At 61.3% G+C, this 24776-nt stretch carries 23 protein-coding genes; 5 read left to right on the forward strand and 18 right to left on the reverse strand.

What is annotated here, in order from left to right; genetic code table 11:
* Positions 1-27: 27 nt before the first annotated feature.
* From QP363_RS08115 to pyrR, 12 genes are all read right to left on the reverse strand, one after another.
* A complete protein-coding gene (locus tag QP363_RS08115) occupies positions 28-2070 on the reverse strand; it encodes a primosomal protein N' (RefSeq protein WP_284763905.1) in 2043 nt (680 codons plus the stop codon).
* An 11-nt stretch (positions 2071-2081) separates the two neighbouring features.
* Positions 2082-3305 (reverse strand): methionine adenosyltransferase, encoded by a 1224-nt coding sequence (gene metK / locus QP363_RS08120; protein WP_284763907.1) that lies wholly within the window; start codon positions 3303-3305, stop codon positions 2082-2084.
* 115 nt (positions 3306-3420) lie between these two features.
* Positions 3421-4680 carry a bifunctional phosphopantothenoylcysteine decarboxylase/phosphopantothenate--cysteine ligase CoaBC gene (gene coaBC, locus QP363_RS08125; RefSeq protein WP_284763954.1) on the reverse strand — a complete coding sequence of 420 codons (1260 nt, stop codon included), beginning with the start codon at positions 4678-4680 and terminating at the stop codon, positions 3421-3423.
* A gap of 163 nt (positions 4681-4843) precedes the next feature.
* The gene (rpoZ, locus tag QP363_RS08130) at positions 4844-5146 is read right to left on the reverse strand and encodes a DNA-directed RNA polymerase subunit omega (RefSeq protein ID WP_010186799.1); all 303 of its coding nucleotides are present in this window, start codon (positions 5144-5146) and stop codon (positions 4844-4846) included.
* 38 nt (positions 5147-5184) lie between these two features.
* Positions 5185-5754, reverse strand: coding sequence for a guanylate kinase (gmk, locus tag QP363_RS08135; RefSeq protein WP_070444933.1), 570 nt, complete (start codon positions 5752-5754; stop codon positions 5185-5187).
* An 8-nt stretch (positions 5755-5762) separates the two neighbouring features.
* Entirely contained in the window at positions 5763-6083 is a 321-nt protein-coding gene (mihF, locus tag QP363_RS08140; RefSeq protein WP_010186801.1) for an integration host factor, actinobacterial type, read from the reverse strand.
* A 270-nt stretch (positions 6084-6353) separates the two neighbouring features.
* Positions 6354-7202: an orotidine-5'-phosphate decarboxylase gene (pyrF, locus tag QP363_RS08145; protein ID WP_144657714.1), complete on the reverse strand. Its 849-nt coding sequence runs from the start codon at positions 7200-7202 to the stop codon at positions 6354-6356.
* Positions 7186-10527, reverse strand: a complete 3342-nt coding sequence (carB, locus tag QP363_RS08150; RefSeq protein ID WP_284763915.1) for a carbamoyl-phosphate synthase large subunit — start codon at positions 10525-10527, stop codon at positions 7186-7188. Before carB ends, pyrF begins: the two co-directional genes overlap by 17 nt.
* Before the next feature lie 30 nt (positions 10528-10557).
* Positions 10558-11721, reverse strand: a complete 1164-nt coding sequence (gene carA / locus QP363_RS08155) for a glutamine-hydrolyzing carbamoyl-phosphate synthase small subunit (protein ID WP_284763917.1) — start codon at positions 11719-11721, stop codon at positions 10558-10560.
* Positions 11722-11827: 106 nt separating this feature from the next.
* The gene (locus tag QP363_RS08160; RefSeq protein ID WP_284763919.1) at positions 11828-13216 is read right to left on the reverse strand and encodes a dihydroorotase; all 1389 of its coding nucleotides are present in this window, start codon (positions 13214-13216) and stop codon (positions 11828-11830) included.
* Between the two features lie 44 nt (positions 13217-13260).
* The gene (locus tag QP363_RS08165; protein WP_201828274.1) at positions 13261-14232 is read right to left on the reverse strand and encodes an aspartate carbamoyltransferase catalytic subunit; all 972 of its coding nucleotides are present in this window, start codon (positions 14230-14232) and stop codon (positions 13261-13263) included.
* Positions 14233-14823: a bifunctional pyr operon transcriptional regulator/uracil phosphoribosyltransferase PyrR gene (gene pyrR, locus QP363_RS08170; protein ID WP_201828275.1), complete on the reverse strand. Its 591-nt coding sequence runs from the start codon at positions 14821-14823 to the stop codon at positions 14233-14235. It lies immediately after the preceding gene.
* A 160-nt stretch (positions 14824-14983) separates the two neighbouring features.
* Here pyrR and QP363_RS08175 point away from each other — a divergent pair, with 160 nt between their 5' ends.
* The 5 genes from QP363_RS08175 to QP363_RS08195 are packed head-to-tail and all read left to right on the forward strand — an operon-like array spanning position 14984 to position 18487.
* Entirely contained in the window at positions 14984-16381 is a 1398-nt protein-coding gene (locus QP363_RS08175; RefSeq protein WP_284763923.1) for a TIGR01777 family oxidoreductase, read from the forward strand.
* Positions 16382-16409: 28 nt separating this feature from the next.
* Positions 16410-16925: a YbjN domain-containing protein gene (locus QP363_RS08180; protein WP_070444958.1), complete on the forward strand. Its 516-nt coding sequence runs from the start codon at positions 16410-16412 to the stop codon at positions 16923-16925.
* Entirely contained in the window at positions 16918-17439 is a 522-nt protein-coding gene (locus tag QP363_RS08185) for a YbjN domain-containing protein (protein ID WP_284763925.1), read from the forward strand. Before QP363_RS08180 ends, QP363_RS08185 begins: the two co-directional genes overlap by 8 nt.
* Positions 17436-17960, forward strand: coding sequence for a hypothetical protein (locus QP363_RS08190; RefSeq protein WP_284763926.1), 525 nt, complete (start codon positions 17436-17438; stop codon positions 17958-17960). The genes QP363_RS08185 and QP363_RS08190 overlap by 4 nt, the downstream gene beginning before the upstream one ends.
* The gene (locus tag QP363_RS08195) at positions 17957-18487 is read left to right on the forward strand and encodes a hypothetical protein (protein ID WP_284763927.1); all 531 of its coding nucleotides are present in this window, start codon (positions 17957-17959) and stop codon (positions 18485-18487) included. The genes QP363_RS08190 and QP363_RS08195 overlap by 4 nt, the downstream gene beginning before the upstream one ends.
* A gap of 3 nt (positions 18488-18490) precedes the next feature.
* On the opposite strand, the gene QP363_RS08200 is transcribed toward QP363_RS08195, so the two are convergent.
* Genes QP363_RS08200 through QP363_RS08225 form a run of 6 tightly spaced genes read right to left on the reverse strand, consistent with a single transcriptional unit; the run spans position 18491 to position 24775 of the window.
* On the reverse strand, positions 18491-19345 hold the full coding sequence (locus QP363_RS08200) for a PPK2 family polyphosphate kinase (RefSeq protein ID WP_201828279.1): 855 nt from the start codon (positions 19343-19345) through the stop codon (positions 18491-18493).
* Between the two features lie 25 nt (positions 19346-19370).
* Positions 19371-20126: a sulfite exporter TauE/SafE family protein gene (locus tag QP363_RS08205; RefSeq protein ID WP_070444973.1), complete on the reverse strand. Its 756-nt coding sequence runs from the start codon at positions 20124-20126 to the stop codon at positions 19371-19373.
* 6 nt (positions 20127-20132) lie between these two features.
* Positions 20133-20609, reverse strand: a complete 477-nt coding sequence (gene coaD, locus QP363_RS08210; RefSeq protein ID WP_070444976.1) for a pantetheine-phosphate adenylyltransferase — start codon at positions 20607-20609, stop codon at positions 20133-20135.
* A gap of 2 nt (positions 20610-20611) precedes the next feature.
* Positions 20612-21214: a 16S rRNA (guanine(966)-N(2))-methyltransferase RsmD gene (rsmD, locus tag QP363_RS08215; protein WP_284763929.1), complete on the reverse strand. Its 603-nt coding sequence runs from the start codon at positions 21212-21214 to the stop codon at positions 20612-20614.
* A gap of 42 nt (positions 21215-21256) precedes the next feature.
* The gene (locus QP363_RS08220; RefSeq protein WP_070643409.1) at positions 21257-23353 is read right to left on the reverse strand and encodes an ATP-dependent DNA helicase RecG; all 2097 of its coding nucleotides are present in this window, start codon (positions 23351-23353) and stop codon (positions 21257-21259) included.
* Between the two features lie 3 nt (positions 23354-23356).
* Entirely contained in the window at positions 23357-24775 is a 1419-nt protein-coding gene (locus QP363_RS08225; protein WP_284763932.1) for a DAK2 domain-containing protein, read from the reverse strand.
* Between the last annotated feature and the right edge of the window lies 1 nt (position 24776).

Consider the following 24776-nt stretch of genomic DNA (forward strand, 5'->3'; position numbering starts at 1 on the left):
CCGCCAGGGGTGAAAAGAACGCAGCCCTTAACCGATGTTGATTGGGTCCACGGTGATGCGCAGCGGCAACACATCCTTGCGTGCACTGCGCACGGAATTAGCCCTTCTCAAAGCCTGACCGAGCTCTGAACGCGGACCTAGTGGGGTACGAATCAATAGCCGCTGCGGCTCACCGCCGCGTTCATGGTCATAGTCACCTGGCAGGCTCACTCCCGGCGGCAACGGGACGGGCCCGAGAAGCTCCGCATGTTCCGGCAGTTCCGCCAACTCCAAAAACGCATCGAGGGAAGCATCGGCGCCATCGACGGCCGCCATATGCACAGCAGGTGGAAAGCGTACCTCGCGGCGTGCCTGCAATTCCGCTGCTGCAGCTCCCACCATGTCCCAGCGGCTCAAGAAGCCCACGAGTGGCAGTTGCTCATCGGCGGCAACGATCACCGCACCGCCGTCGCGTGCCGGCGCGACGAGAGTCGCAGCAGCCGCCCACTTGGCCAAAGTGTCCTCCGTGGCTCGCAGATCCTGGCGGCCCAGCAGCGCCCCGGTTTCCACCAAGAGGGCGGCGCCGTAGTGCCCACCCTCCGCGATGCGCGGTTCCGCGCCCGGTGTAGCGATAACCAGCGAGGGACCCGTAGGGATCTCATCGAGGACTGTGGAGCCGCCCGACTGAATCACCCTGGTATTGGGAAAAGCGCGGCCCATCTCTTCCGCCGTGCGTTCGGAACCCAGCACGATGGCGCGCAGCCGCGGCGAGCCGCAGTCGGAGCACCGATAATGAGCGTCAACGCGCCCACACCACCGGCACGTCGGCAGCGCAGCCGAATCTGTCGATTCATCCCTCGAAGCACCAGCGGAAGGCAGACCCAAGGGGCCATTGCAATGACGGCAACGCGCCGGGGACGCGCAGTGCCCACAAGCCAAAATCGGCGCATAACCCTTACGCGGGACCTGTACGAGAACGGGCTCACCGCGGTCGAGCGCCGCACGTGTGGCCTGAAATGCCGGGCCGCTGACAGCCGTCGTCCCGCCCTGCATGTGGCGGGCCAGATTAATCCCGTACGCACCCACCGCAAAGATGTTGGGGCGCCTCTTCTCCAGCGCTGTGTCGCTAGGTAAAAGATCGTGGGCCCACCCCGATTCAACAAGCAACTGGGCTTCTGCAGTGCGCGCGTGGCCGGCGAGGATAAGGCTGCAGCCTTCCTGTGCCGAGCGGGTGCTGAGCACCTCCCTCGAATGGGCATAGGGCTTGAGGTTATCCACCAAATTATCGTCGCCGTCATTGAGGACAACGGCCAGCTTGAGGCCCTTGATTGGGGCAAAGGCTGCGGAGCGAGTACCGATGACGATCCGTGCTTGACCAGTTAAGGCGGAAAGATAGCGACGATAACGGGCCTGGGGCCCAGTACTGTGCGCGAGGACAGTGATTTGTTTGGCAGAAACGTGACGGCGAAACGCCGCCTCTAGGCAATCCAAGTCACGCTGATCGGGGACTACCATGAGCACGCCCCCGCCCTGCAGGGCCACGCTGGTTCCAAGGGCTGCCAAAGCACCGGCCCAGTCTTCCCCGGGTGCTATCTGCCAGGCTGCCCGGGCAATGTGCCCGGACAAGATCGAATCTACGAAGGACTCCCCGTGCTGGTAGCCCGACCACGCGGAAAGATCCGGATACTCGGCAGTGCCAAGTTCCTCCCACGGCGTATCCACGTCTGCTTCTTCGGCCTTGGCGTGGCGCGCCGGGATCGCGGTGCGAATGATGTCGGAGCGCACGCCGCCATAACGAGCCGCGAGGGATTCGATGAGCGCTGACATTGTCGGGGTGTACACCGCATAAGGAGAAATGACGCGATCAATATAACGAAGCGAACCCGCATAGTCGGAATCGCTAGCCCGCGACAACAAGATGGCGTCAACCAGACGACCATTGAAGCGGATGCGCACCCGCACTCCGGGCTGAGCAGCCTGTGAATCCGATTCATCAATGAGGTAGTCGAATTCTCGGTCCAAGTGGGCCACCCCTAACAAAGGCAACACCCGCGCGACCGGTTGTTGGGCGGCGGGTGTCTTCTTGGGCATAGGGCCCGATTCTACAGGCCGGCGACGCGACGCAGGCTGTCGGCTCGCGAGGTGTCCTCCCACGGCAGATCGACATCGGTACGCCCGAAGTGTCCATAGGCTGCAGTCTGACGATAGATTGGACGCTGCAGGTCGAGCTCGCGAATAATCGCGGCCGGGCGCAGGTCGAAGACCTTATTCACCGCTGCCTGAATGTCAGCGTCGCTCAAGCCCTCGTGGGCAGTGCCGAAGGTCTCCACATACAGACCGACCGGCTTTGCACGTCCAATGGCGTAGGCAACCTGCACCTCGGCACGGTCAGCCAGGCCAGCGGCCACGATATTCTTAGCCACCCAGCGCATAGCATAAGCCGCGGAACGGTCCACCTTGCTTGGGTCTTTACCGGAGAACGCACCGCCACCGTGGCGGGCCATGCCACCGTAGGTATCCACGATGATCTTGCGGCCGGTCAAGCCCGCATCACCCATGGGCCCGCCCAGAATGAAGGAGCCGGATGGGTTGATGAGAAGCTCAGTATCTTCGGTGTAGTACTGGCCCAAGTCAGCATCGTTCACGACCCACTCAACGACATGGGTGCGAAGCTGCTCGGCCAACCACTCCTGGGTCACATCCGGATCATGCTGCGTGGAGATCACGATCGTCTCCAAGCGCGTCGGCACATCATTTTCGTCGTAAGCGAAGGTGACCTGAGTCTTTCCGTCGGGGCGGAGCGAAGGCACGATACCTTCCTTGCGGACGTGGGTAAGACGGCGCGAAAGGTGGTGGGCCGTCGAAATCGGCAGCGGCATAAACTCTGGAGTTTCATTCGTTGCGTAGCCAAACATGAGGCCCTGATCACCAGCGCCATACTGGTCATCATCCTCAAACGTCCCCGAACGCACCTCTGTGGAGGCGTCGACGCCGGCCCCGATCTCCTGGGACTGTTCACCAATGGCCACGTTGACGCCACAAGTGTGGCCATCAAAGCCCACATCGGAAGAGGTAAAACCGATCTCTACAAGGTTCTTACGGACGATCTGTGGGATTTCAACATAACCGGAGGTGCGCACCTCGCCCACGACGTGGACTTGGCCCGTCGTCACGAGAGTCTCCACAGCGACGTGGGCGTCAGGATCTTCCTCCAGGAGGGCGTCAAGAATGGCGTCTGAGATCGCGTCACAAATCTTATCCGGATGACCTTCTGTCACGGATTCGCTAGTAAAAAGGCGCACCGCCTGAGCAGCTTTATCAGTCACAAATCTTCCTTAAACTAATTCCGCGCGCCGTGGGCAGGACTTCGCCTCACCCACGCCTCGGCTGTTAACACCGCCCCATCGTAGACCAAGCGGTCTACAACTGCAAGAACGAGCGCTACTTTTCCAACATTTCATTCACCACATCAAGAATCTGTGCGGCCACAACTTGCTTTGAGCCCGGGGCAACCACCACTGGGTCGGAAGAGCGACGAAGGATCCACCCGGCACTCGTGGCTTGGCCAAAGACCTTGCCCTCTCCGACCTCATTAGCCATGAGCACATCACAGCCCTTCTTCACAAACTTCTGCTGGGCATACTCGAGCACGCTAGTAGTCTCATCACCAGTCTCCGCAGCAAAGCCAACGATGATTGCCTCGCGCTTAACTTCACCATTCTCACGCCGCTGCACCAGACCCTTGAGTATGTCCGGGTTCTCCACGACCTCAAGGCTGGCCAAGTCCTCGTCTGCTGCGCCCTTCTTCATCTTCGAATCCGCCACGGACGCGGGACGGTAGTCGGCAACAGCCGCGGCCATGATAATGATGTCGGCATCGGCAGCTTCGCTATTCATCGCCTCCTGCATATCCCGCGTCGATGTCACGCGCACCACGGAAGCGCCTGCAGGGATGGGAAGCGCTTCAGTGTTTCCAGCAACAATAGTGACATCCGCCCCGCGTTGCGCAGCGATCTCCGCCAAGGCAAAACCCTGGCGTCCAGAAGAACGGTTGCCAAGGTACCGCACTGGATCGAGGTTCTCTTGGGTACCTCCGGCAGAGATCACAACCTTCCGGCCCTGCCAATCATGCTTCACGCGATGCCCCGCGATAATCGTACGAGCAAACTCCGCTATCTGCTCTGGTTCCGGCAGGCGGCCGGCACCCGTATCGGTGCCGGTGAGTCGGCCATGCGCCGGCTCCATCACGGTGACACCGCGCCGGCGGAGCGTTGCCACATTGTCCTGGGTTGCCGGGTTCAGCCACATCTCCGTGTGCATGGCGGGGGCAATGATGACGGGGCACGTAGCAACCAGCACGGAAGCGCTCAAAAGATCATCAGCGCGGCCACAGGCCAACCGGGCGATAAGATCCGCGGTGGCAGGAGCGATGACGACTGCATCAGCCTGCTGCCCCAAGGAAACGTGTTGGACCTCATCCACGGCATCAAAGACGGTTGTGGAGACCGGGTGTCCTGACAAAGCTTCGAAGGTGGCCGCCCCAACGAAGTTCAATGCGGCCTCCGTGGGAACGACGCGGACATCATCGCCCTGTTCTTTAAAATCCCGAATAAGGTGACACGCCTTATAGGCAGCAATGCCGCCTGCCACGCCGATAAGGATTCGGCGGCCCCCTGCGGGCTTGGTCGACGCAGGTCTCAACTCTGAACTATCTGGGGTTTTCTGTACGTCCTTCACTCGGCCGATAGTACCCAAGACACAGCAAACCCACCGAAGCGCCTAGAGAGACACTTGGGTGGGTTTAGATTCAGAATGGCGCTAAGGCACTTTAAGAAGCTGCCTTTTTGCCTTCACGATGAGCAGGCTAGTTGCCTTCCTCGTGGTCCAGCAGGCCAGCGTCAATCTCGCGGAGGGCGATGGACAGCGGCTTCTCACCCGGTTCCGGGGTTACCAGTGGTCCGACGAACTCGAAGACGCCTTCATCCTGTTCCTGGTAGTAGCTGTTGATCTGGCGTGCGCGCTTCGCAGCGAAAATCACCAGAGCGTACTTGGACGAGACCTTGCCCAGCAGTTCATCAATCGGCGGATCGGTAATACCCGTCGGCGGATCGAATACTGGCTCCGGCTTCACGGCCTCAGAATTGGCAGGTGTGGTCACGTTGGTCACATGCACCTTTACTGTTGGTAGATGGTCAAAATCGTGGTCTATCCACGCAGGATAGCACTAATTGCAGCAACGGCCTCATCGAGATCTTCATTCACAACGATGTGGTCGAATTCCTTTTGCGCGGCAAGTTCCGTCTCTGCAGTATGCAGTCTGCGGTCAATGACATCCTGCGGTTCGGTCCCGCGCCCAGTTAGGCGCTCAACCAGAACTTCCCAGGATGGTGGGGCGAGAAACACGGTTTCCGCCTCCGGCATCGCCGCCTTCACGTTGCGGGCGCCTGCAAGATCAACCTCCACCAACACCGGACGGCCGGCCACCATCGCTTCCTGCACCGGCTGAGCCGGCGTCCCGGAGCGCTGCAAACCACCGTGGATCTCAGCCCATTCGAGCATGTCACCGGCGTCAATGTGTTCTTGGAAAGCCTCCGGGGAGACAAAGAAGTAATCCACCCCATCAGTCTCGCCGGGGCGGGGTTGGCGCGTCGTCATTGAGACGCTGAAGTAGAGGTTGTCAACATCATCACGCAGGCGCGAAACCACAGTGGACTTACCCACAGCGGACGGCCCGGCCAGAACGACCAGGCGCCCGCGTGCAGTTTCGTCAGCCATTGTGCTAATTACTCGCCGTAGCCGAAACGCTCGAGCAGGGCGCGGCGCTGACGGTCACCCAGGCCACGCAGGCGACGGGTCTGAGCAATCTCCAGGTCCTCCATGATTTCCTTGGCCTTGACCTTGCCAACCTTCGGCAGAGCCTCGAGGAGAGCGGAGACCTTGGTCTTGCCGATGATCTCGTCGGTCTCGGCCTTCTCCAGAACTTCCTGCAGGTTGGTCTCGCCGCGCTTCAACGCAGCCTTGAGCTCAGCGCGAGCCTTGCGGGCCTCAGCGGCCTTTGCGAGAGCTTCTTTGCGTTGCTCATCTGTCAACTTGGGAAGGGCCACGGGTTTCCTCCGATTTCATTAGTACGAACATTGTCATCTGATGGCTAGCACCAGAATCTCGGCTCACGGTGGGAAGATTTCCCCAGCGCGGGATAGCTTTTGCTACCTCCACGAACCGACTTCTGGCAATCCTAGCACTGGTCTGTACGCGGTGACGCAACGCGGCCCCTTTCATTTAAAGGTTCCTGCACGTCAACGCACATGCCTTAAACAAAATACCAGGTAAACGGCGCTCCTGTTAATCCAGCACGCCGCTACCTGGTCTGAGTATTAGTGCCGGAACTCCGCCGCCGTATCCACTACGGCTTTCCGCAGGTCAGAGACATTAGGCCCCTGCGAAAGAATGGCCCTGGAGACGTTAGCAAAGCCCAGTTTAGGTGCCGCTGCGGTGAGTTGCCTTACATCCGCGGGCGTTGCGCCTTGGGCGCCGACTCCCGGAAGCAGCACTGGACCGTTTAATTGGTCTAATGCAGGCGGAGCCTCCAACGTCGCGCCCACGACCACGCCGAGAGCACCCACGGTGTTGTCTGGCCCAGCCGCAGACGCATTGCGCTGCGCAAGCTCATCGACGACTCGTTGCGCCACGCTGCGGCCGTCGACACTCAACGACTGCAACGCCACGGCCTCCGGGTTGGAGGTCGCCGCAAGGACAAAGACCCCTCGTCCAGTGTCCTCCGCTAGGTCGAAGACTGGGCTCAAAGCGCCCACACCAAGGTAGGGCGAGACCGTCACAGCATCGGACCGCAGCGGCGAGTCCTCCCCCAGCCAGGCCTGTGCGTAGCCCGCCATGGTAGAACCGATGTCACCGCGCTTCGCGTCCGCTAGGCTCAAACAGCCCTGCTCTCGAAGGCCCGCCAGGGCCTCCTCGAGTACAGCGAAACCGCGAGAGCCGAAACGCTCAAAGAAGGCCACCTGCGGCTTCACCACCGCCGCGGTCTCCGCGAAAGCCTCTACACAGCGCAGCGTAAACGTGCGCAGACCATCCACATCAACCGACAGGCCCCAGGCCTCCAGCAAGTGCGGGTGGGGGTCGATGCCCACGCACAGGCGCCCGCGCTCCGCACCGGCTGCCACGAGGCGCTCGCCGAAAGACGGCGTCTTCCTAGTTGGCTGGGTCATGCTTAAGCTCCTGCAGCGCGCGTACCTTGAGGTCTCCGCGGCGCAGGGCTTCGATGCCCTGCACGGCTGCGGTCACGCCTTGGACGGTGGTCACCAGTGGAACACCCACGGATACCGCAGCGGCGCGGATGTCATAGCCATCGTGACGGGCGCCGGCGGAGCCTGCCGGGGTGTTGAGGATGAGGTCGACCTTGCCGCCGAGGATCTGGTCCACGATGGACTCCTCACCCTCCCCAGCTTCCGAGACCTTCCGGGCCACCTCGCACTCGACGCCGTTGCGGCGCAACATCTGCGCGGTACCGGCAGTGGCCACGATGGTGTAGCCCATGTAGGCCAGCCGCTGAATCGGGAAGATAAGGGTGCGCTTATCGCGGTTGGCCACGGAGACGAACACGGTGCCCTCGGTGGGCAGCTCACCGAAGGCGGCCATCTCACCCTTGGCATAGGCGGCACCGAAGTTATCAGCCAAGCCCATCACCTCGCCGGTGGACTTCATCTCTGGAGAAAGCAAGGTATCCAGCAGCTGGCCGTCGGGGCGACGGAAGCGGTTAAACGGCAGCACGGCTTCCTTGACCGCAATCGGGTGCTCCAGCGGCAGGGAACCACCGTCGTAAGTGGACGGAATGATGCCTTCCTCGCGCAGCTCCGCAATGGACGCACCCAGCATGACGCGTGCGGCAGCCTTAGCCAGCGGCACGCCGGTGGCCTTGGAGACGAAGGGCACGGTACGGGAGGCACGCGGGTTGGCCTCGATGACATAGAGAGTGTCATCCTTCAGGGCGTACTGAACGTTCATCAGGCCCTTGACGCCGATGCCGTGCGCTAGGCGACGCGTCGACTCCCGCACCTTCTCAATATCCTCCGGCCCCAGCGTCATCGGTGGCAGCGCACAGGAGGAGTCACCGGAGTGGATACCTGCTTCCTCGATGTGCTCCATGACTCCGCCGAGGTAGACCTCCTCGCCGTCACACAGCGCGTCGACGTCGATCTCAATGGCGTTATCTAGGAAACGGTCGACCAAGACTGGGTGATCCGAGGTGATCTCGGTAGCGCGCTCGATGTAATCGCGCAGCGAATCCTCGTCGTAGACGATCTCCATGCCGCGGCCACCCAGCACGTAGGACGGGCGGACCAGCACCGGATAGCCGATATTCGAAGCGACCTGGCGGGCCTCCTCAAAGGAGGTAGCGGTGCCGAAGGCCGGTGCAGGCAGCTCGGCTTCGGCAAGCACCTTGCCGAATTCACCGCGGTCCTCGGCCAAGTCGATGGCAGCGGCCGAGGTTCCCACGACCGGAACGCCGGCAGCCGTTAGGCGCTCAGCCAGGCCCAGCGGGGTTTGGCCACCCAGCTGAACGATGACGCCGGCAACTTCACCACAAGCGGCCTCCGCGTAGTAAACCTCCATGACATCCTCGAAGGTCAGCGGCTCGAAGTAGAGACGGTCGGCGGTGTCATAGTCAGTCGACACCGTCTCCGGGTTGCAGTTAACCATGACCGTCTCGTAGCCCTCACAGGAAAGCTCGAGGGCGGCGTGCACGCAGGAGTAATCAAACTCGATGCCCTGGCCAATACGGTTCGGGCCGGAGCCTAAGATGATGACCTTGCCCTTGGTCTTCTCGCTGCTCTCGCGCACCTCGGACTCAGCGTTCGGGTCCATTTCATAAGCGCTGTAGTGGTACGGGGTCTGGGCTTCAAACTCGCCCGCACAAGTATCAACGGTCTTGTACACCGGGCGAATGCCCAAAGACCAGCGCAGGGAGCGCACGCCATCCTCACCGGCGAACTCTGGGCGAAGAGCCGCGATCTGGGCGTCGGACAGGCCAAAGACCTTAGCGCGGCGCAGTAATTCAGCGTCCAGGACTGGCGCGCTCACGAGCTCCTCGCGGAACTCAACAAGCGCCTCAAGCTCGGCGAGGAACCACGGGTCGATGTGCGAGTGCTCGTGCAACTGCTCCACCGTGGCACCGAGACGCAGAGCCAGCTCGACATCGTAGATGCGGCCCTCGGTCGGACGCTCCAGGTCCTTGAGAACGGCCTCCACGTCCGTTGCGCGCTCCCCAGCGAAGTACTCATCCGGCTTGGTCCAGAAACCAGAAGGCTTGCCCTCCAGCGAGCGCATGACCTTGTTCAGGCCGGAAATATAGTTGCGGCCGATACCCATGGCCTCGCCCACAGACTTCATCGTGGTGGTCAGAGTGTCATCGGCGCCCGGGAACTTCTCAAAAGCAAAGCGCGGGGCCTTGACGATGACGTAGTCCAGAGTCGGCTCGAAGGCCGCCGGGGTCACGCCAGTGATGTCGTTGCGTACCTCATCCAGGGTGTAGCCAATCGCCAGCTTGGCTGCCAGCTTGGCAATCGGGAAACCGGTGGCCTTAGAGGCCAGCGCGGAGGAGCGGGACACGCGCGGGTTCATCTCAATGGTGATGATGCGGCCGTCATCCGGGTTTACAGCGAACTGGATATTGCAGCCGCCGGTGTCGACGCCGACCTCGCGGATGATGGCGATACCCTGGTCGCGCATCTTCTGGTACTCGCGGTCAGTGAGGGTCAATGCCGGGGCCACGGTCACGGAGTCACCGGTGTGGACGCCGAGGGCGTCGACGTTCTCGATGGAAGCGATGACCACAACGTTATCGTCGCCGTCACGCATGAGCTCGAGCTCGAACTCCTTCCAGCCCAGGATGGACTCCTCGATGAGGACGTTCGCCTCCGGTGAGGCAGCCAAGCCACCGCCGGCAATGCCCTCAAGGTCCTCTTCGTTAAAGGCCAGGCCGGAGCCCAAGCCGCCCATGGTAAACGATGGGCGTACAACGACCGGGAGGCCAAGCTCGGAAACGGTCTCGTGGACCTCCTCCATCGTGTGGCAAACACGGGAGCGCGCGGATTCGCCACCGATGGAGGCCACGATGTCCTTGAATTTCTGACGATCCTCGCCGCGCTCAATGGCGTCGATATCAGCACCGATGAGCTCGATATCGTACTTCTTGAGGATGCCCAGCCGGTCCAACTGTACCGCGGCGTTCAGAGCGGTCTGGCCGCCCAGGGTTGCCAGCACGGCGTCGATGGGGTTGCCCTCTTCCTTTTCCTTCTGGAAGATCTTCTCGATGAACTCGGGCTCGATGGGCTCCACATAGGTGTGGTCGGCGAACTCCGGGTCCGTCATGATCGTTGCCGGGTTGGAGTTAACCAGCGTGACGCGCAGGCCTTCCTCCTTGAGCACGCGGCAGGCTTGGGTGCCGGAGTAGTCGAACTCGCAGGCCTGACCAATAACAATCGGACCGGAGCCGATAACCAGGACGTGATTGATGTCGTTGCGCTTTGGCATGTGTTTCTTCTTCCTTTTCCTGGTTGCGTTCTACTTGTTCGGGGACTTTTCAGTCATGAGCTCGATGAACTGGTCAAAGAGCGGGTTGGCATCGTGTGGGCCGGCGGCGGACTCAGGGTGGTACTGCACGGAGTACGCCATGCCATCCTTGAGCGCAACACCTTCGATGGTGTTGTCGTTGAGGCAAGTGTGGGAGACCACTGCCGGGCCGAAGTCGGTATCGAACTCCTCACCGGCCGGGTCTTCCTTGCCCGAGGGGCTGGCCAAAGCAAAGCCGTGGTTCTGGGAGGTGATATCGATCCTTCCGGTCAGCTGGTTGCGCACCGGAACGTTGATGCCGCGGTGGCCGAACTTCAGCTTGTAGGTGTCCATACCCAGCGCACGGCCGAGGATCTGGTTGCCAAAGCAGATGCCGAAGAAGGGGTACTTAGCAGCAAGGATGTCGCGCACGATGCCGACCATGGTGTCAGCGGTAGCCGGGTCACCCGGACCGTTGGAGACAAACACGCCATCTGGGTTGTACTGCTTGATCGTCTCGAACGGGGTGTTGGCAGGAACCACGATGGTCTCGATGCCGCGCTCGGCAAAGTGCTTCGGGGTGGCGGTCTTGACACCCATGTCATAGGCCACGACGGTAAAGCGCTTCTCCCCTACGGCTGGGAAGGTATAGACCTCATCGGTCGAGACTTCTTCGGACAGGTCAAGGCCGGCCATCGAAGGTTGGTTCTTGACCTCAGAGACGAGCTCCTCGACGTCCCGCTCAGCGGCCTCTCCGGAAAAGATACCTGCCTTGATGGAGCCATGATTGCGCAGGTGGCGCACCAAAGTGCGGGTATCGATTCCCCCAATACCGATGATTCCCTGCTTCTCCATCTCCTCCGGCAGGGAGCGGGCGGCACGCCAGTTGGAAACGCGGCGGGCCAGATCACGGACAACTAGGCCGGCAACCCAGATCTTGTCGTCATGGGACTCGTTGTCCTCATCGTTCCAGCCCGTATTGCCAATCTGCGGCGCAGAGGCGACGACGATCTGGCGGTGGTAAGACGGGTCCGTCATGGTCTCCTGGTAGCCCGTCATGGCGGTGGTGAAGACGGCCTCGCCCAGAGTCGTACCGGTGGCGCCGAAGCCGAAGCCTCGGAAGGTGCGGCCATCAGCGAGGACCAGGATGGCGGGGGTGGTGGTAGTGGAAGTCACTGTGTGTTGAACCTTTCAGTGAATTTTCTCGGTGAAGGGTTGGTTGTTTTGGGGACGTGCGTTGGTTACTTAAGTGTCGAGCAACTCTGATTGTCGATTATCCCGATTACTCGGCCGCCTCGCTGGCGCTTTCAGCCGCTAGGTCGTAGGTCACCGCGCCACGCAGGATGGTGTAGGCCACGCGTGCACCGAATTCCTCCCCCTCATAGGGGTTGTTCTCCGACTTCGAAGCCAGACGCGTGGAATCCGACACCCACTTGTGCTTGGGATCGACGATGGTGAGGTTGGCTGGCTCGCCCACCGCAATCGGGCGGCCATGACCAGGCAGGCGAGTAATCTCTGCCGGACGCTCCGACATGACGCGGGCGACGAAGCGCCAGTCGGCCAGGCCGGTGGCGACGAAGAGCTTGGCGATGACCGCAAGGGAGGATTCCAGTCCCAGCATGCCCGGCTTAGCGTGCTCGAACTCGACACACTTGTCTTCGCTGCCGTGCGGAGCGTGGTCTGTGGCCACGACGTCGATAAGCCCGTCAAGCAAGGCCTGGCGCAGGGCCAGGGCGTCGGATTCCTCGCGCAACGGTGGGTTGACGCGGTAGACGCCGTCGTAGGTCACCAGCTTGTCATCGGTCAGCAGCAGGTGGTGCGGGGTCACCTCGGCGGTCAGCGGAATACCCTGTTCCTTGGCCCACTTGAGCAGCTCCACGGTGCCCTTCGTCGAAGCGTGGCAGATGTGCATGCGGTTGCCGTAATCACGCGCGAGTAGGGCGTCGCGGGCGACGATGGATTCCTCAGCGACGCGCGGCCAGCCGCGCAAGCCCAGGCGGGCCGCAACCTCGCCCTCGTGGGCGCTAGCGCCTTCGGTCATGCGGTGGTCCTCTGCGTGCTGGGCCAGCAGGACGTCAAGGCCCTTGGCGTACTCCAAGGCACGGCGCATGAGCTGCGGGTCTTGGACGCACTTGCCGTCATCAGAGAACATGCGCACCTTGGCGTCCGAGCGGGCCATCATGCCAAACTCGGTCAGGGTCTTGCCCTCGAGGCCCTTCGTGATGGAGCCGACCGGATGGACGTCGCACAGGCCACGTGCCTGGCCCTTGGCCCAGACGGACTCGGCGATGATGGGCTGGTCCGTCACCGGTGAGGTGTTGGCCATGGTGAACACGGCGGTAAAGCCGCCCTTGGCGGCAGCGCGCGAGCCGGTTTCGATGGTCTCGGTGTCCTCGCGGCCCGGCTCACGCAGGTGAACGTGCATGTCCACCAGCCCTGGCAGCAGCACGTTGCCGCCACCGTCGATAGTGCGGTCCACCTCAACTGCCGGGGTCACGGCCCCGGCGTCCCTGGCGTCCCCGGCATCGGCGGCGGTGCCGATGGCCTCGATAACGCCATCCTTGATCAGGATGCTGGTGGGTTCGCCCTCGCCATAAGGGCGGACGTTGGTGATGAGCAAGGTGCCCGCCGCAGGAGCCGAGAGCACGCCGGTGTCTGGATAAATAGTCATGGTTTCTGAAAAGCTCTCCTCGTTGGTATGTGAGATAACTCGATTTAGATACCGGCGTTCTCGCCGTTCGTCAGCAGCGTAAAGAGGGTGGCCATGCGCACATGGACACCGTTGTTGACCTGCTGGAGCACTGCGGTGTTGTCAAAGTCGGCCACGGCATAGTTGATCTCCATGCCACGAACCATGGGGCCCGGGTGCATGATGATGGCATCCTTCTTCATGGCCGCGGCGCGGTCCTTGGACAGCCCGTAGAGGGAGGCGTATTCGCGGTGCGAGGGGAAAAAGCCACCATTCATGCGCTCTGCCTGAACGCGCAGCATCATGACGACGTCCGCCTCCGGCACCTCGGCGTCGAAGTCATGGGAAACCCGTACCGGCCAAGTGTCCACGCCGAAGGGCAACAGTGTCGGCGGAGCGACGAGCGTGACCTCGGCTCCCAGGGTGGACAACAGGTCCACGTTGGAGCGCACGACGCGGGAGTGCAGGCAATCACCAACGATGGTGACTTTCAGTCCCTCGAAGCCGGTGCCTGCAGCGGATCGATCCGCTCCTAGGTGCAGGCGCTGGCGCATCGTGACGGCGTCGAGAAGCGCCTGCGTGGGGTGCTGGTGAGAGCCATCGCCGGCGTTGATGACGCTCGGCCCCTGCCCTTCAGGTGCCACCCAGCCGGCGAGCTGCTGCGCAGCACCCGAGGAAGGGTGGCGCATGATGATGGCATCTGCGCCGATCGACGTCAAAGTCAACCCGGTGTCCTTGAGGGACTCGCCCTTCTTGACCGAAGACGTCGACGCGGAGAGGTTGATGACATCAGCCGACATCCACTTACCCGCCGTTTCGAAAGAAGAACGGGTGCGGGTGGAGTTTTCATAGAACAAGGTGAAAACGGTGCGCCCGCGCAGCGTGGGCAGCTTCTTGACTTCGCGGCCTTCGAGGGCTTCCCGGAAACGGTCAGCCTCATCCATCAGCCCAAGGATCTCCTCGGCGCTGTGGTCGGCGATATTAATGAGGTGCTTCATTTATGCCTCCTTGCCGGGCTGTGCAGTGAAGCGGGTAAGAACGACGGCATCGCGGCCATCGATATCAGCGTTGTACACGGTGACGTCCTCGTCGCGCGCGGTGGGAATGTTCTTGCCCACGTAATCAGCACGGATGGGGACCTGGCGGTGTCCACGGTCCACGAGGACTGCGAGTTGGATGATGTCGGGACGGCCGATGTCCGCGAGGGCATCGAGTGCGGCACGGATAGTGCGGCCGGAGTATAAGACGTCGTCGACAAGAATGACGGTGGCGCCGTCGATGCCGCCGTCGGGCACCGTCGTAGGCTGCAATGCACGGTGCGGGCGGGCATAGAGATCATCGCGGTACAGCGTGATGTCTAGGGAGCCCCAAGGAACCTCCACCCCGGAGAATTCCTCAATTTTTTCGGCAAGGCGCTGCGCCAACGGCACGCCACCAGAGGGAATGCCTAAGAGCAGGACTCGAGCGGAATCACTCGAATCTAGCGCCGTCTTTTCAATGATCTGGTGCGCGATGCGTGCGACAGTGCGCGCGACGTCTTTCGAGCTCAACAGCTCGTTGGACTCCGCGTGGGTGCCGGTTTCACTCATCGTGACCTCCTTCCCCGCCTCACGGTGCGGTCTTTAAAGGATGTCGGACAATGGTTAAAAGGACTTGTCTATGCTTGAAAGCCAGCACTAACCATAGCACTCTTCAGGCGTGCTGTGTACGCCCTCGCACCCCGAATCTTTTGAGGCAGGTCCCTAGACAGTGAGTTTTACTACCCAGCACGTTGTTCCAGCCCCGCGCGAAGAGGTTTGGCAATGGCACACCCGCCCGGGAGCGCTCGCGCGCCTCACCGCGCCTTTCGGTTTCATGACTCCCCTGCAGCAGGCCGAGTCATTAGCTGATGGGACTTCTATCTTGGGGTTTCCTGGTGGTTTGAAATGGGTCGCCCGGCATGATTTGAGTAGGTACCAGCCGCGGCGTTCTTTCGCTGATGTCTGCATCAACGCCCCCTTCCGTTCGCTGGCCAATTGGCGCCACGAACACGTCTTTGAAGACCACCCAGAGGGCACACTCATCACCGACAAGGTGGACACCCGCATCCCCACGGGGGCAGTGGAATCGATTTTTGCCTACCGGCAGCAGCAGCTCATTGAGGACTTTCGCTTTGCTCAGCGGCTGGGTGCTCTCAACGCCGAGCCCCGCACAATAGCAATAACTGGTACGCACGGCACGGTAGGCACTGCTGTGGCCGCACAGCTCGGCACCTTGGGCCACACCGTCATTCCGCTCGTGCGCTCTAAACCAGGTGCCGGCGAGCGCCTGTGGCGGCCTACTGTGCCCGCCAAAGATTTGCTGGACGGCGTTGATATCCTCATCCACCTGGCCGGCGAGCCGATTTTCGGGCGCTTTAATACCGCGCACAAGGAAGCTATTCGGGATTCACGTGTAGGCCCTACTCACCTGCTGGCGCAGCTGGCGGCCGAGACTCCCTCCGTGACTGCGATGGTCTGTTCTTCCGCTATCGGTATCTACGGCCCGGACCGGGGCGATGAAGAACTGACCGAAGGCTCGGAGCGTGGTGAGGGCTTTTTGGCCGATGTCGTGTCGGCGTGGGAGGATGCTTGCGCGCCGGCACGTGAGGCCGGGAAACGAGTGGTGAACCTGCGCACCGGCATCGTGCAATCTGCCAACGCGGGAATCCTGCCGCTGCTGCGGGCGCTGTTTTCTACTGGCCTAGGCGGTGCATTTGGCAAGGGCACCATGTGGAATAGCTGGGTTGCGCAGGATGATCTCTCAGATATGTTCGTCCGCGCCGCCCTCGACCCTGCCTGGAGCGGTGCCATCAACGCGGTCTCTCCCACCCCGGTGCTCAATCGCGATTATGTGGATGCCCTCGGCTCACTCCTTCACCGGCCGACCGTCATCCCCATTCCCAGCGTCGGTCCAGCGCTACTGCTGGGTAAGGAAGGTGCGCGTGAGCTGGCACTGGCCAACCAAAAGGTCCTTCCCACGCGCGCGGAAGCGCTGGGCCACACCTTCCGCTACCCCGACATCGCTCCAGCGCTCGCCCACGAGCTCGGTGGCGAAAAACTCGTCGAGGCCCCCACCTGCGCACCCGGGGAAGACGGCTCCGGTAGTGTCGGGGCCGGAAAAGATTAAGAAAAATGTAGCGAAGTGAGTAGAAGAATTGACGGACACCACTAACCATGACCACGCGCAGCAGCGCCAGCTGCAGCCTGACACACCCATCGAAGAAGTCAGCCTCGAGCGCATAGCGGAAATCTTTGAGTCAGAAGGCTTGGAATACCGCATCGAAGAGCAGAAGACTCAAGACGGCCAAACGGTCAACCTCTTGCGCACCGGCTTCTCCAACGCCGCCATCGCCTTCCAGCTCGTTGGCTCCTCTCTCATCGTCGATTCCGTATGGCGCGGCTCTGTCCCCGCCTCCGAAGGCCCTGCGTTGCTCATGCACATCAACGCATGGAACCAGGACCACTTCACGCCGACGTTCCGCTTCTTCGAAGCGCCAGACAACGCTTTGGCGGTCTCCGGTGCACGCGATCTGGACGTGACCCATGGTGCATCCCGCAACCAGCTCGGCGCGTTCGTCATGTCCACCCTGGATGCTGTGTTGCAATCCTTCGAGTGGATGGAACAGCAGTACCCGCAGCTTGTCACCTGGAAGGAGCACAACCATGACTAATCCGACAACGCCTACCGCCGAGGATCCGCACGCACTGCCGGAGGTCACCCTCGACCGCATCATCGAGGCGATGAAGACCTTCGACATCGAACTCGAGCCGGTCACCGGTCGCGACGACGCCGCGACCGCTAATCTCAACGGTCTGCCGTGCATGTTCGCCGTCCTGGAGAGCGTTGCTATCGTGCGCTGCGATGTTCCGACGGACATCAACTATGCCAAGGCAGACGCAGGTCTTTTCTTGGCCGCTAACCAGATCAACTCCGTGGCTATGGGGGCACGCGCCGTCATTGCTGACTTCGATGGCATGCTGCTCGTACGCACCGAGGCTGACATTCCTTGCGCGGCCGGAATGACCGATGAACAACTCGCGGCCGCACTGCGCGCCTCTGTGGACGGCGTCATCAACGCCCAGAACGCCATGGTCGCCGCTGCCGAAGAAATGGCCAAGCTCGGTTCCGAGTCAGCCGCGCAGGCGGGCGAGGGGGCCGAGGGTGCTCAGGGTGAGCAGCAGTGACCGATCTCCACGTGGTTGAGCCGGTCACCATCGACCGGTTGGCGCAGTTGTGCGAGCTTATCGCCGCCGACTATGCACTCATCGAGGCAACCCCAGAGCCAGAAGACGACGCTGACACTGGCGCCGACAGTGCCGATTCCGCGCGCCGCGTGCTGCAGACCGGTGTCCCCCATATCGCAGTGCACTGTGAGCTCGACGCTGAAGGCGAGGTACTCAGTGCCTTCGCCTCGTGGGAGGGCACTCTTCCAGCACACCTCGAACCGGAGGTGGCCGCCGTGGTGGCGGAGCTGAACTGGGCCAGCGTTGCGCCCACCCTGAACTTCCTCGTAGAAGAGGATGCGAAGGGTAACGCGGAGATCCACCTAGGCGCCAACCGCGCCATGGGCGTGGGCGAAGGCCTCTCCTTGGCTCAGCTCGGCCATTTCCTGCTGAGTTCACTGGCCAGCTTCGCTGAGATCTTCGACGTCGTGGCACAGTGCTTCCCGCAGGCTGTCACCTGGGATAAGGAGGAGCAAGCATGAGCCAGGACCCACATCAGAACCAGAATGCATCCGGCAGTTCCGATCCTTTCGACATTCTCTCCGGATCACCGCTGGCCGCCGTCGGCCGGGACCGCGTGTTGAGCGTGCTCAACGGCGCCGAGCTGGATATGGCAGCCACCGCGCACCCAGAAGATGCGACAACCGCAGTTGCCCGCCTCAACGACCTTGACTGGGTCATCACCGTGGAAGAGGGCCTCGTGCGCATCGAGAGCGTGCTGTCCACACAGCTCAATGCGGAGATGCTCCCCATCTTCCATGTGCTCTGCAACGAGTTCAATTCCGGTGCTTTCGATGGGCGCGCGCTCGTTGGTTTAGCTGAGGATGAGGTTGAGCTGCGCGGTGATGCGTGCTTCGTCACCACCGCTGGTCTGAACGAGGACCAGCTCTTTCACGCGCTCAACCTCGGCATCATCAACGCGCAAGAAGCGCTGCTGTCTGTTCTGGATGCGTTTAACGCCGCCGCCCGCGAGCTGGCCAGCGACGTCGATGGCACAAAGAGCGACTAGCTCTTAGTCAGCGTCCTTAATACGCTGGCGCTCGACTTCCGGATCAAAGTCGGGCGCCGGCCATTCCAGATCTAGGTGGCGCAGGAGATCCACGATGAGAAACTTCAGCGCCATCCGGGCATACTTCTTGTTATCGGTAGGAATGACGTACCAGGGCGCGTAGTTTTCATCCGTGCGCTGAATAGCATCCTCGTAGGCCGACATGTACTCATCCCAATAGGCGCGCTCCTCCACATCAGCCGGGTCGTATTTCCAGAACTTATCCTCCCGCTCCGTGCGCTCCAGCAGATTCTCCTTCTGGGCTTCCTTGGACAAGTGAAGGAAGATTTTGATGACCTTGACTCCCCTGGCCGTTAATTCCAGCTCATAGTCACGGATGGCCTCGATGCGCCGATCCACCTCTTCTTCATCCACCCACTCGTGCACGCGCTGAATGAGGACATCCTCGTAGTGGGAGCGGTCGAAGGCCACGATTTGTCCCGGCTGCGGGTCGTGTTTGCGGATGCGCCACAGGAAGTCATGCTCTAGCTCCTCTTCGGTGGGTTTACCGAAGCCGACGGTCGTGGTTCCTTGCGGGTCAAAGGTGCTCAACACGTGGCGGATAGCACCGCCCTTGCCCGAGGTATCCATGCCCTGCAGGACGATGAGCACCGCCGGGGCGTCCTCACCGTAGCTGCGGCCGTTGGCAAAAAGCCGCTCCTGCAGCTCATAGAGCTCATCGTCATACTTGGAGAAGCGGGCGTCGAGCGCCGCTTTATCGCCGTCGAAGCCAGGCGTTGCCGAGGCATCAACCGAGTCAATCTGAAAATTTTTGCCAGCTCGCAGGGCGAGCGCGTCCTCAATCTTGAATTTCGCCATGGACTCCACCATACCGAGACGCTGTTTAAGCACCCAGAGTAAAAAGGCCTCGCAGCAATGCGCTGAGCGCTCCTAGGCTGGCCAGCCACAGTGATAGCTTATGGGCCTTGTCCCGAGAGACGCGCCCAGCAATCTTCTTTCCTAAGAGAATGCCAACGCACATTCCAATTACCCCGCAGGGCCACACCAGCCAGTGCAAACCGTCAAAGCCGCCGGAGCCCAAGAAGTACTTCGTCAGAACAGAGGACAATCCGCCGATGACAAAGCAGGGCTGCAGGGTCGGCGCGAGAACCTCCTTGGGCCACCGCGCGGCCTGGGCATAGACCGTGATGACCGGGCCAGCCACGCCGGCCAGGGTATTGGTGAACCCGCCCAAAATACCCGCGGAGATGGCCGGGCCCGTGCCACTCATCTCCGGGACGAACTTGCGCCCAAAGACCACCACGGCCAGCGCAATCAATAAGGCGGCACCAACCAGAACCAACAACGCTGCAGTATCAATACGGGCGATGAGCAGCGCCGCCGGAATTGAGCCGAGGACCATGAAAGGACCGATGCGCAGCCACTTTCCCCAGTCCACATTCTCACGCATCGAATAGGTCGTGAGGATGGCATTGAGGCAGGCCAAGACGTTGATGACCATGATGCCTTCGACGGGGCCGAGGAAAAGCGTCAGGATGGGCCCACCAATGAGGCCCAGGCCCATGCCGGAGACTCGCTGCAAGCACGAGCCAGCGATGACGGTAAGTAGGACAACGAGGGGTATTGCCAGTACAGACATATCCCTTTAGCCTCGGTAGCGTTCCATCACTGCGGCAGCCACATGATCCGGGAACATACCCGTAACATCACCGCCGTACTGCGCCACCTGCTTGCACAGCGAAGAAGAGATATATCCGTATTTCTCATCCGTGAGCAAAAAGACGGTATCGATTCCGGAAAGGCGCCGGTTCATCTGCGCCATCGGCAGCTCATACTCATAATCCAAGGAGGAGCGCAAGCCCTTCACAATCGTGTCTATGCCATGGGCGCTGGTGTAATCCACCAACAATCCGCCCCACCAGTCCACCTCGATCTCCGGGGAAACGGTACGGCGAATAAGGTCCACGCGCTCCTCCACGCTAAACAGCCCAGAAGGCTTGTCGGGGTTTCCCGTCACCAGCACCGTGACCTTGTCAAAAAGCTCGCTGGCACGATTAAAAACGTCGACGTGCCCCAGCGTGATGGGATCAAAAGAGCCAGGGCATACGGCGTGAGTCGGCATGGCTAGACCTCCTGGGTTCCGGTGGTATCGATCTTCGAGCTATCCACACTGCGGTGATAGATCGCCATATCAAAACGCGCGATGCCAAAGGTCCGCTTCTTAAGCTTCTGACCGGTGGGCTCAAAGCCATCTGGCCACTGTGTGTGCGGCGAGTCCACGTGGCGCTCGATGACAACTATCGCGGCATCATCCAGCACCGGCTCGATGGCGGCGAGAAGACCATCAACATCATCGAACTCATAGGGCGGATCCGCGAGCACCATGTCGAAGTAGCCGCGCGGTGCGGTGGCAAGGTATGACGAGGCTTTCATTTCTCGTACTTCCACGCGCGGGTGCTTCACCACCCCAATATTGTGGCGAATGACTTTCACGGCCGCGGCATTATTCTCCACGAGGACGACTTCCTCAGCGCCACGGCTAGCTGCCTCAAGGCCTAAGGCGCCGGAACCAGCAAAGAGATCCAACACGCGGGAATCAATAAACCCCCAGCGCACATTCAACGATGAGAAAAGGCCCTCGCGGGCACGGTCGGACGTGGGCCTCGTCCCAGCTTCGGGCACCTTGATGGTGCGCCCGCGGGCTTCTCCGGCGATGATTCTGGTCATGGCTTCTACCCTATCTCCCCTCAGTTTCCCGCGGTGACAAGCCTAGTTTTTCTCCAAAAATCCCTGTTCATCTGCGCTTAGGTTGTGCGTCAGTTCCTCCGCTAATTCAGGGTTACGCTCGACCAACGCGGCGGCATCAGCATGCGTGCGCTCGACGATGTCCCGGTCATTGATGAGGTCCAGCAACTTCAGCGTGCGCTTCGTACCGGATTGCAGTGTTCCCAAGATATCGCCTTCGTGGCGTTGCTGTAGGTCGAGCTCAGCTAGGTCAAAACCAGATGGCGTATCCGCGATAGCTTTGATACGCCGGAAAGACTTGCTATTAGGCTCAGCCGTCGTGTGCAGCAGGCACACCGATTCATTGCCGCCGCGTCCCACGCGCCCGCGCAACTGGTGCAGCTGCGAGACTCCAAAGTTCTCCGATTCCCGGATCAGCATGACGGTGGCATTGGGAACATCGACGCCGACTTCAATGACCGTGGTGGCCACGAGGACATCAATCTCCCCGCGCGCGAAGCTCTCCATTACTTGGTCCTTATCGGGCATTTTGCCGTGGAGCATCTCCACTCGCAATCCGCGCAAGGGAAGGTTGCGCAGTTGGACCGACATGGTTTCCACACCGCCCTCTCCTTCAATCCGCGGGCAGACGATATAAGCCTGGTGACCCTTGCCTACCTCTTCACGGATGCGCTCGATGGCGCGGCGTACCCACTCCGGCTTCCATTCGGGAACCACCGCGGACAAGATAGGTTTGCGTCCACCGGGCAGCTCCTTGAGCGTCGATACCGCTAGATCACCGAACACCGTCATGGCAATCGTGCGCGGGATAGGTGTCGCAGTCATCACCAACAGGTGCGGGCTGGTTCCCTCCCGAGTTTTGGTGCGCAGGCTATCGCGCTGTTCGACGCCAAAGCGGTGCTGCTCATCCACGATGACGAGGCCCAAATCGAAGAATTCAACGCTGTCCTGGATGATGGCGTGGGTGCCAATCACGATATCGGCCTCGCCAGAGACAATCTCCAACAAAGCTTTGCGTTTCTGCGCCGTCTTCATCGAACCCGTTAGGACCGTGACGGTGACACCTTCGGGAACGCTGGCGCTAATCGACGCCCCATGCTGCGCCGCCAGTACCTCCGTCGGGGCAAGCAGTGCAGCTTGTTTTCCAGCATCAACCGCCTGCAACATGGCACAGGTGGCAACGAGCGTTTTGCCTGAACCGACCTCACCTTGCAACAGCCGCATCATGGGCGCGGTGCCACACAGATCTGCGTCGATCTCGCCGATGACACGTCGTTGACCGTCAGTCAGCGCGAAGGGTAGCTCGCTGAGCAGCTCATCGCGGTAACCTTCCAGAATTGCCGGCATCGGGGTTGCCGTGCGCGCCTTGACATCGCGCTGACGCAAGGCCATAACTAGGCCCACCGATAGGGCCTCGTTGTACTTGAGGCGCTGGATAGCGCGCTCCGGGCCACTATCACCCGGTTCGTGGATCTCGCGCACGGCTTGATCCAGCGTCACCATCATCCGATAGTCCAGCGGCTCCGGGATCGGAGGGGTGTGCTCGAGCACTTTATGGATAGCGCCCATGATGTACCACGACGTCACCTTTCCGCTAGCCGGGTACACGGGAATCCATTCGCGCTGCAGGAAGGTCTCCAGCGAGCCGAACTGGGAGAGCTTCTTCAGCGAACCTGTCCCCTGCCCAGTAGTGCTATCCAGCAGGGACTCCTGATAGCGGCCGGGGTCGAGGATGAGAAAATCGGGGTGCTGCAAGCTGGGGTATCCCCGGAAGTATTTCAGCTTGCCGGAGAGCATGACGCGCATGCCGCGCCCCAGCACGCGCTGCACGTAGTGCGCATTGAAAAAGGAGGCCTGGACTCCGCTATCCATGTAGAGGATAAACACCATGGCTTTAGAGGTGTGCTTGACGCGGAGTTCTTCGATGACGCCAGTGATGGTGACGTGATCACCATCCTCAGCACCGCCGAGGCCCACGTCCTTATTGTGGCGGATGTAGTCGCGCGGATAGTGGCTGAGCAGCTCCCCGCACGTGGTGTATCCGAAGGCGCGCTTGAAAGCCGCGGCATCCTTCTTTGCCAAGATATCCGTCAGTGCGCGGTCATCCTGCCAGCCCAGCATGGTCTACTCCACCCCAATCTCAGTGCGCAGTCCAGGCACGTGCAGAACCACGACATCAACCCCCAACTCTCGGGCTAACTCGTCTTCCTCTAGCTCAAGGCCAGTCAGCACCGTGATCTGCTCGCCGCCATAGCCCAGCTGAGTACGACATGCCGCTAGAATCCCAGCCACGTTTTCTCTATCTGGGTAGGCTACCCGCATGGAACGGGCAGCGTCCTTCATCGCGGCGAGCACGTCGTCGGTGTGCGCGGAACTCGGCGCATAAACCGAGAGCGCCGCCAGCCCGGCTACCAGGGAATCGGTCGGAATGACAGTAGCCTTGCCCGGGTCACCACCGCAGCCATTGGGCAAGAAAAGATCTCCCTCCCCGGCGCTTTGCAGTTCTTCGCCGGGCTTGACGACGTCCGCCCCCGCCTTCTCAAAAAGCTCCCGCGCTGCCTCTTCAGGCACCGCGGCAAAGATACGCCGCTGTGCTCCCCCGCCACCACCAGAATCTTGGCAGCTGGCCGCCTGGCCCGTCTGCGGTAGCGCTTCGAGCCGCAGGTTGCTGACCTTTCCCAGGGAATAGGCCTTTTCGATCACGGTCCCCGCCTCAGCGCTATGGATGTGCACGCTGGCGGAGGTTTCCGTCGCCCGTGCAATGACGAGACTATTGCCCAGCGGAGCCAAGGTCTCTTCGATGTCGCCCAGGTTGCCTTCAAAGAAGAAGATGGCTTCGATCTCTGCGAGCTCTTCTCCTGTCTGTGGCTCCCGCACGGCAGGCTCCTCGGAGTGAAGTAGCACCGACTCCGTCAGGGGTTGGCTGGCGGGGTCGTGCCCTGTGACCTGAGTGAGCAAGCACTCGAGCAAAATTACGAAGCCGGTTCCACCGGCATCCACAACGCCGGCTTCGCGCAGGGCCGATAGCTGCGAGGGGGTCTCAGCAAGGGCCTTCCGTGCGGCCTCGACCGCTGCGAGCAAGATGCCGTGAAGCTCGGCCCCAGGCTGCTCGGCAGCCTGATTGGCGGCGATGGCCGCGGCTCGCAACACGGTAATAATCGTTCCTTCCACCGGTGCGGCAAGCGCGCGGTCCACCAAAGTGACAGCCAAGGTCAAAGCATCGGCGAGTACCGCACCGTCCACGCGCGAATCCGTCGTGGCATCGGCAACCCCCCGCAGCACTTGGGAGAGCACCATCCCCGAATTGCCGCGGGCGCCGCGCACTGAGCCGATGGCCAGGGCTTCGGCCACGTCCACCTCGCCCTTATTGGCCTCCGCCAATGCGGACTCCATGGTGTGCGCCATGTTGGATCCCGTGTCGGAATCGGGCACTGGGAAAACGTTGAGGGCATTGATCTCGGCGCGGCGGCGCTGCAGCTCCTCCACGGTTCGGGCGGCCCACTCGTGGAGGCCACGAGCATCCAACTCAGCGGGATATGACATG

Origin of the sequence: Corynebacterium sp. UMB6689 (genome assembly GCF_030215295.1) — a bacterium.
Classification (GTDB): Bacteria; Actinomycetota; Actinomycetes; order Mycobacteriales; family Mycobacteriaceae; genus Corynebacterium; species Corynebacterium aurimucosum.